At 64.6% G+C, this 6,035-nt stretch carries 4 protein-coding genes; 3 read left to right on the top strand and 1 reads right to left on the bottom strand.

Annotated elements, in window-relative coordinates:
- Positions 1–170 precede the first annotated feature (170 nt).
- The 3 genes from K8I61_00020 to K8I61_00010 all read left to right on the top strand — a co-directional run bounded on the left by K8I61_00020 (position 171) and on the right by K8I61_00010 (position 5,276).
- A complete protein-coding gene (locus tag K8I61_00020; protein MBZ0270391.1) occupies positions 171–1,592 on the top strand; it encodes a hypothetical protein in 1,422 nt (473 codons plus the stop codon).
- 152 nt (positions 1,593–1,744) lie between these two features.
- Positions 1,745–3,151 carry a C45 family peptidase gene (locus K8I61_00015; GenBank protein ID MBZ0270390.1) on the top strand — a complete coding sequence of 469 codons (1,407 nt, stop codon included), beginning with the start codon at positions 1,745–1,747 and terminating at the stop codon, positions 3,149–3,151.
- 214 nt (positions 3,152–3,365) lie between these two features.
- A complete protein-coding gene (locus tag K8I61_00010; protein MBZ0270389.1) occupies positions 3,366–5,276 on the top strand; it encodes a hypothetical protein in 1,911 nt (636 codons plus the stop codon).
- A 125-nt stretch (positions 5,277–5,401) separates the two neighbouring features.
- Here K8I61_00010 and K8I61_00005 read toward each other — a convergent pair.
- Positions 5,402–6,035, bottom strand: a 634-nt coding sequence (locus tag K8I61_00005) for a transposase (GenBank protein ID MBZ0270388.1), incomplete at its 5' end; no start/stop codon positions are given.

The raw sequence follows: 6,035 nt of genomic DNA, 5'->3' as shown, positions 1-6,035 counted from the left end.
TCGCCCCCTCTCTTGTTACTTCCGCTTCCTCGTGCCCGTGCCCGTGCCCGAAAGGACATGATGGACCGGCGAACCGGCCCTTGCGATTTGCGATGACCTTTCCGACTTCCAGGTTTCCAGACGTCCAGCCTGTTTCATTTCCGCCCCCACGCGCGTAAAATTCCGCGTTTATGGGACGCCGCACCCGTCATCTCCTCCTCGTCGCCACGTTCGCGCTCGCATGCGCGCTCGCCTTTTCCGCGTGCGGGCGCAACGGAAAAGACGGCGACGAGCAGGTCGTGCACGTCATCGTCGATCACGACCGATGGGGCGAGATCGCGCCGTGCGGTTGCCCCAAGCGCCCCGCCGGCGGACTCGCGCGCTTCGTCCCCTCGGTCATGCGCTCGCGCGAAAATGCCGGAGCCGTCGTCGTCGAGGCCGGCGACATGCTCTATCCGCCCGCGCGCCGCCGCGACGACGGCCGCGACCACGACGCCCGCGCCGCGTTCATCAAGGACGCGATGGCGAAGACCACCTTCGACGTTGTCGTCCCCGGCGAACTCGATTTCGAAAACGGCTTCGACGATTTCCTCGCCTTCCGCGACGCGGCAAAGCTCCCGGTCGTCGTCGCCAACATCGTCGATCCCGAAACCGGGGCGTATCTTTTCGAGACGCACCGCATCGTCGAGCGCGACGGCGTGCGCCTCGCGTTCATCGGCCTTGCCGGACCCCAGGCCTTCGCGGGCGCGCCGTCGAACGCGGATTTCGACCTCGTCGCCTGGCGCGACGAGCATGGAAGCGCCATCCCCTCGACGGCCACGCTCCTGAAGAAAATCGAAAGCGCGGTGAAAGCCGCGCCCGAATCCGGCGAATCCGGCGACGCCAAACCCGGCGTCGCGCCGGAGAACCTGCGCCGCCTCGCCGAGGCCTTCACCGCCGGCGCGAAAGATGGGAACGGCGAAAACGCGGATGGCGCCTCCGAGCCCGGCGATTACCCGCCGCCGCCGGACTACGACGGCCCGCGCTTTCGCGTCACCGATTTCGTCGAGGCCGCGCGCCGCGAGATCGACGCCATCGCCGGCAAGGCCGACATCATCATCGCCGTCGCGCACATGACCCGAGAGGAAACCGAACGCCTGGCGCGCGAGGTGCCGCCGATCCAGTTCATCGTCGACGGCCACGCCGCCGGCAAATCGGCTTACGGCGACAACCCCGAGGGCGCGAACTTCCTTCGCCTCGGCAGCAAGGGCCGCACGATCGGTCACCTCAAGCTGCACATCGCCAGGGGCGTGTACGAATTCGCGGACCGATCGAGCGCCGAGAGCCGCAAGCGCATGCTCGACCGCTACAAGCAAAGCTGGGATCGCCTCGTCGAGCAGGCCGGCGGCAAGGATCCGGCGACCGCGTTTGACAAGGACGACCGGCGCACCAAACGCGCCGAACGCCTGCGCGCGCAGATCGAAAAAATCGAGGATCAGATCGCCGCCACGCGCGGCGAGGGAAGCTGGTACGAATTCGACCGCGTCTATCTCGACCGCGAGGCGCCCTCCGACCCCGCCCTCGAGGCCCGCATGAACGAACTGGAACCCCCCGCCGAAAGGGGCGCCCTGTGACCGACGATCACACGCCCTCCCCGGGAGCGCAGGCGTCCCGCCTGCTTCGGCCGACCGAACGCCCACTCCACCGCCAAAACACAAAGACCGCGAAGCCTGTTCGCGGTTTTGCTTTTCCCCTCCGTGTCCCCCGTGGCATCCCCGTGCTCTCCGTGTACCGCCGAAATGCGATTCGCGATGACCGTCCGGACCTTCGAGCTTCCAGACTTTCCGCCTATTTACTGATTGTCCTTCTCGCCGTCCTCGCCTTCGCGACCGCCTGCGATACCGGCTCCGACACCGAGTCCGCCGCCGGCGCCGCGCCCGCTCTCTCGTCGTTTACCATTCTCCCGAACGACGCCCCCGACGCGGACCCTCCGCGCGAAAACTTCTGCGCGTTCGTCGCGGCAAGCGGCGACGGCTATCGCGAAACCTGCGCCGGCGTCACCGTCCTTCACGTCACCGGCACGCCGTGGGAGATCGGCTACCAGACCGGCGAGCTTTTGCGCGGCGAGATCACCGAGCTTGTCCACTTCGTGCGCACCTACATCGACCCCTGGGGCGCCATCTGGGGCGCGCTGCAACACCTGCGCTCGAATCTCGAGCCCAACATCCGCCCCGCGTTCGCCGAGGAAATCGAAGGCATGGTCGCCGGCCTCAACAACGACATCACCTACGAGGAACTCGTCACCGGCAACGCGCTCGGCGACGTCTTCGGCGTCGTCACCGCGTTCATGGACAACTACATGGACGTCGATTTCTGCACGCTCACCGCGAGCTGGGGCGAGGCGACGACCGACGGCGAGCTGCTCGTCACGCGAAATTTCGACTACATGAACCTGTTCGCGAAATACAACTACGTCGCGATCGTGCGACCCGACGCCGGACACGCGTTCGTCACCACCGGCATCATGGGCCTGTCCGGAACGCACGTCGCCATGAACGAAAACGGCCTCGTCGGCGCGCTCGCCTACAACTCGTCCTACGACTCGGACATGACCGGCGTGCCGATGCTGCTGCTGCTTCGCGAGGCCGTGCAGTTTTCCGATTCCGTGGAGGACGCCATCGCGCTCGTCGGCGAATCCGACCGCACGATGGGGCTCAACTACATGTTCGCCGACGGCGACACGAAAGAAGCCGTCGTGTTCGAGGTCTCCGGCGGCAAGACCGCGCGGCGAACGAGCCTCGACGGCCTATCCACGCTGCTGGCCACGAACCACTATGTCGCCGCCACGATGCAGCAGGAACGCAAGCCCTTCGCGCCCGAACACACCAGCATGCGCCGCTGGGATCGCGTCTCGCACCTGCTGAAAAAAAACTACGGCAACCTCTCGCCGTTCACGCTGCAATCGATCATCCGCGATCACTACAACGCCGACGTCGGCGACGACTTGCCGAGCCGCACGACCGTCTGCCGGCACGACGACGTGAAATACCGCGAAGGCAGCATCATGGGCGACTTCGTCTCCACCTCGAATGCCACCGCGATCATGAAACCGATCGACGGCCTCTACTGCACCACCGTCACCAAGCACGCCTGCGAAATGCCGTACGTCTGCTTCACGCCGTTCGGGAACTGACCCTTGGGACCGCGAGCCGCTGGCCCGCTTATTCCGAAATTCCCCTGGAGCGCCCCGCTCGGAGCGGAGCCGGCTTCGCGACGCGTCATCTCTTTGTAATTGTCGGCACCAAAACGGCCATTCCTCAACCCCATTTCTTCGAATTATTCGATACCTAAGAAAATTCGAATCGTTTTTGCTTTTCATCGGGACGCAGAAAACAAGGAGGCCTTCGATGCCGCGGCTCAAACGGATTGCCTTGGCTTGCGCGCTTTTCACGCTTGTCGCGTCAAGCGCGTTTTTCGTTTTCGCGGCGCGCGACGTTAGCGCCGGCGTCGTGGATTGCTACCCCGACGCGGACCTCGACGGCTTCGGCGAAGCCGGCTCCTCGCCGACAAGCTTCAGCGTCTGCCCGGACGGATTTTCCCTGCTTGACACCGATTGCGACGACACCGAATTCGCGACCAATCCGGACGCCCCGGAGTTGCCGAACGACGGAATCGATCAGGACTGCGATCTCGGCGATCTTCTCCCGAGCGATGCCACCGGCTACTTCGTTTCCTTGACGACCGGCAGCGACGTGAACCCGGGCACGATGGCCTTGCCCTTCGCCACGATCCAGCACGCCATCGACGTCATCAACACGACCGATGGCGGACCCAACGTCTTTGTCGCGGGCGGCACGTATGTCGAATCCATCCAGACGAACGTGTCCATTTTCGGAGGATACGATCCCACCGACTGGACGCGCGACATCGACGCCAATCTTACGGAAATCGAGGCGCTCGCCGAGGCGGACGATGACGATAGTCCGGCCGTCGAGATCACGGGCGCAAGCGCCGTCGCCATCCAGGGCTTCACCCTCGATGCGTTGGATTTCGGCTCGCAGACGCGCGGCATTCTGGCGAATGCGAGCGTCCGCGCGACGATCGTCGACAACGTCATCGACGGCGGCGGCGGCAACCTGGACCACGTCGGGATCTACATCCAGTACGGGCACGTTTACGTCGCGCGAAACAACATCGACGCCGGCGACGGAACCGGCAACGGCCGCGGCGTGTGGTTTGCCAGCAACACGTTCGTCTGGATCGAGAACAACCGGATCAGCGGCGGAACCGGCGACGACGTTTTCGCCCTGACGTTTCAGGGGCACGCCGGCGTCATCGTTAACAATCTCCTCGACGCGGGCACGGCGACCGGCAGCTCCGCCGTGGGCCTCACGATCTCTACGGACAACGACGAGGCCGATACGCTTGTCGTCAACAACGTCGTTCTGATGGGAACCGCCAACAGTTTCGTGACGGGCATGCAGTTTAGTTCGTGCCTGGCGCCGGTCGTTGCCGTCAACAACGTCATTGCCGACCCGAACGTCGCGGCCGGCGGCGGCACGAGCTCGCGCGGCGTGCTCGTCGCCGCGGCCGAGGTCGCGCTCGTCAACAATTTCATCGACGCGGGCCACGGCGACCCGGCCCAGGGCATCTACGCCAACACCGGCTCCGCCATCACGCTCAAGAACAACGACATCTGGAGTTCCGCGATCGACTGCCTCGTCCAGCCCGACGGCGGCCTATGCGTCAACCTGCTGGCCACCATGCACCTGTGCCTGTGGGCCGGCTGCGATTCCGCGTCCGGCAACATTTCGGAAAATCCCCTCTTCCTCGGCATCACGAACTTCCACGTGCAGGCGGCAAGCCCGCTCATCGACGCGGGTATCGACCCCGTCACCTGGTACGACGGCGATCTCGCCGACAAGGACTTCGAGGGCGACCCGCGCCCGCAAAACGGTGATTGGGACATCGGCGTGGACGAACGCTCCACGACGACCACCACCACGACGCAGCCCACCTCGACGACCATGGGCACCACCACAACCACCGGCGGCTCAACCACCACGACGACGATCCCCGGCGACGACGACGCGGACGACGACGACGCGACCGATGACGACGCGACCGATGACGACGCCGACGACGACGATACCGACGACGACATGGATGATGACGCGGCGGACGACGACGGCGCCGATGACGATGCCTCCGATGACGATGACGCCACCGATGACGACGCCTTCGATGATGACACGGCGGACGATAACGCCGGCGGCGGCGACGACGATGACGACGACGACGGCTGCTGCGGCTGTTAGCAGCTAGAAACGCGTCCTCGCCGGGACCGCGGGCGGCTCACCCGCTTATGTTGCGATGCCCCCGGGACCGCGGGTGCGATGGCGCGCCGAAGCCTTGGCGAAGGCGGGTCCTCACCTGCTTCGAATCAACCTTCCTCGACCCGCGTCAGCCACGCCTTGGCGCTGCTCCACCGCCATTCGTGCGGCCGCGGCACAAGCCCCGCCTTGACCGGATTGTCGTGGATATATTGAACGACCAGCTTGTAATGCCTCTCGTCCCGGATAAACCGTTCCCAAAACTCCACCTGCCAAACGCGTCCCGAGCGCCCGTGCAACGCATTGATCCGCCGCGCGGTGTACGACTTCCATCCCTTCACCGCCTGCGAGAGCAGGTACGGCTCGATCAACTGAACAGGCACGTGCACGTGGTTCGGCATGATGACCCACGCGTGGATGCGATATCTTTCGCCGTCAAAATGCATCCACGAATCAAGAACGATTTGCGCCGCGCGGCCGTCTTTCAGCCAACACGCCGCGCGCCCCGCGTCGAGATAATTATCCATCCGCTTTCGATACGCCGCGTCGTTCTCCAACTCCGCGCCATATCTCAAACGCTCCGCGACATCGACAGGAATCGAGTCGCCGAGGCGATACGTCACAAACTGGAGCACGTACGAATTGTCGTAGTGCGGAAGATATCCGCGCGAATGCCAGCCGGCCTCGGGATCAAACGGCATGACCACGAAGTGTAGGATCAAATGGCATGACCACGAAGTGTAC

The organism is bacterium (genome assembly GCA_019912885.1).
Classification (GTDB): Bacteria; Lernaellota; Lernaellaia; order JACKCT01; family JACKCT01; genus JAIOHV01.
The sequence above is the reverse complement of the archived record's forward strand: the minus strand, read 5'-3'. Positions and strand labels throughout refer to the sequence as shown.

Coding starts and splice junctions, on each gene's coding strand:
- K8I61_00020 (MBZ0270391.1), top strand. CDS start 171: ATGGGACGCCGCACCCGTCATCTCCTCCTCGTCGCCACGTTCGCGCTC.
- K8I61_00010 (MBZ0270389.1), top strand. CDS start 3,366: ATGCCGCGGCTCAAACGGATTGCCTTGGCTTGCGCGCTTTTCACGCTT.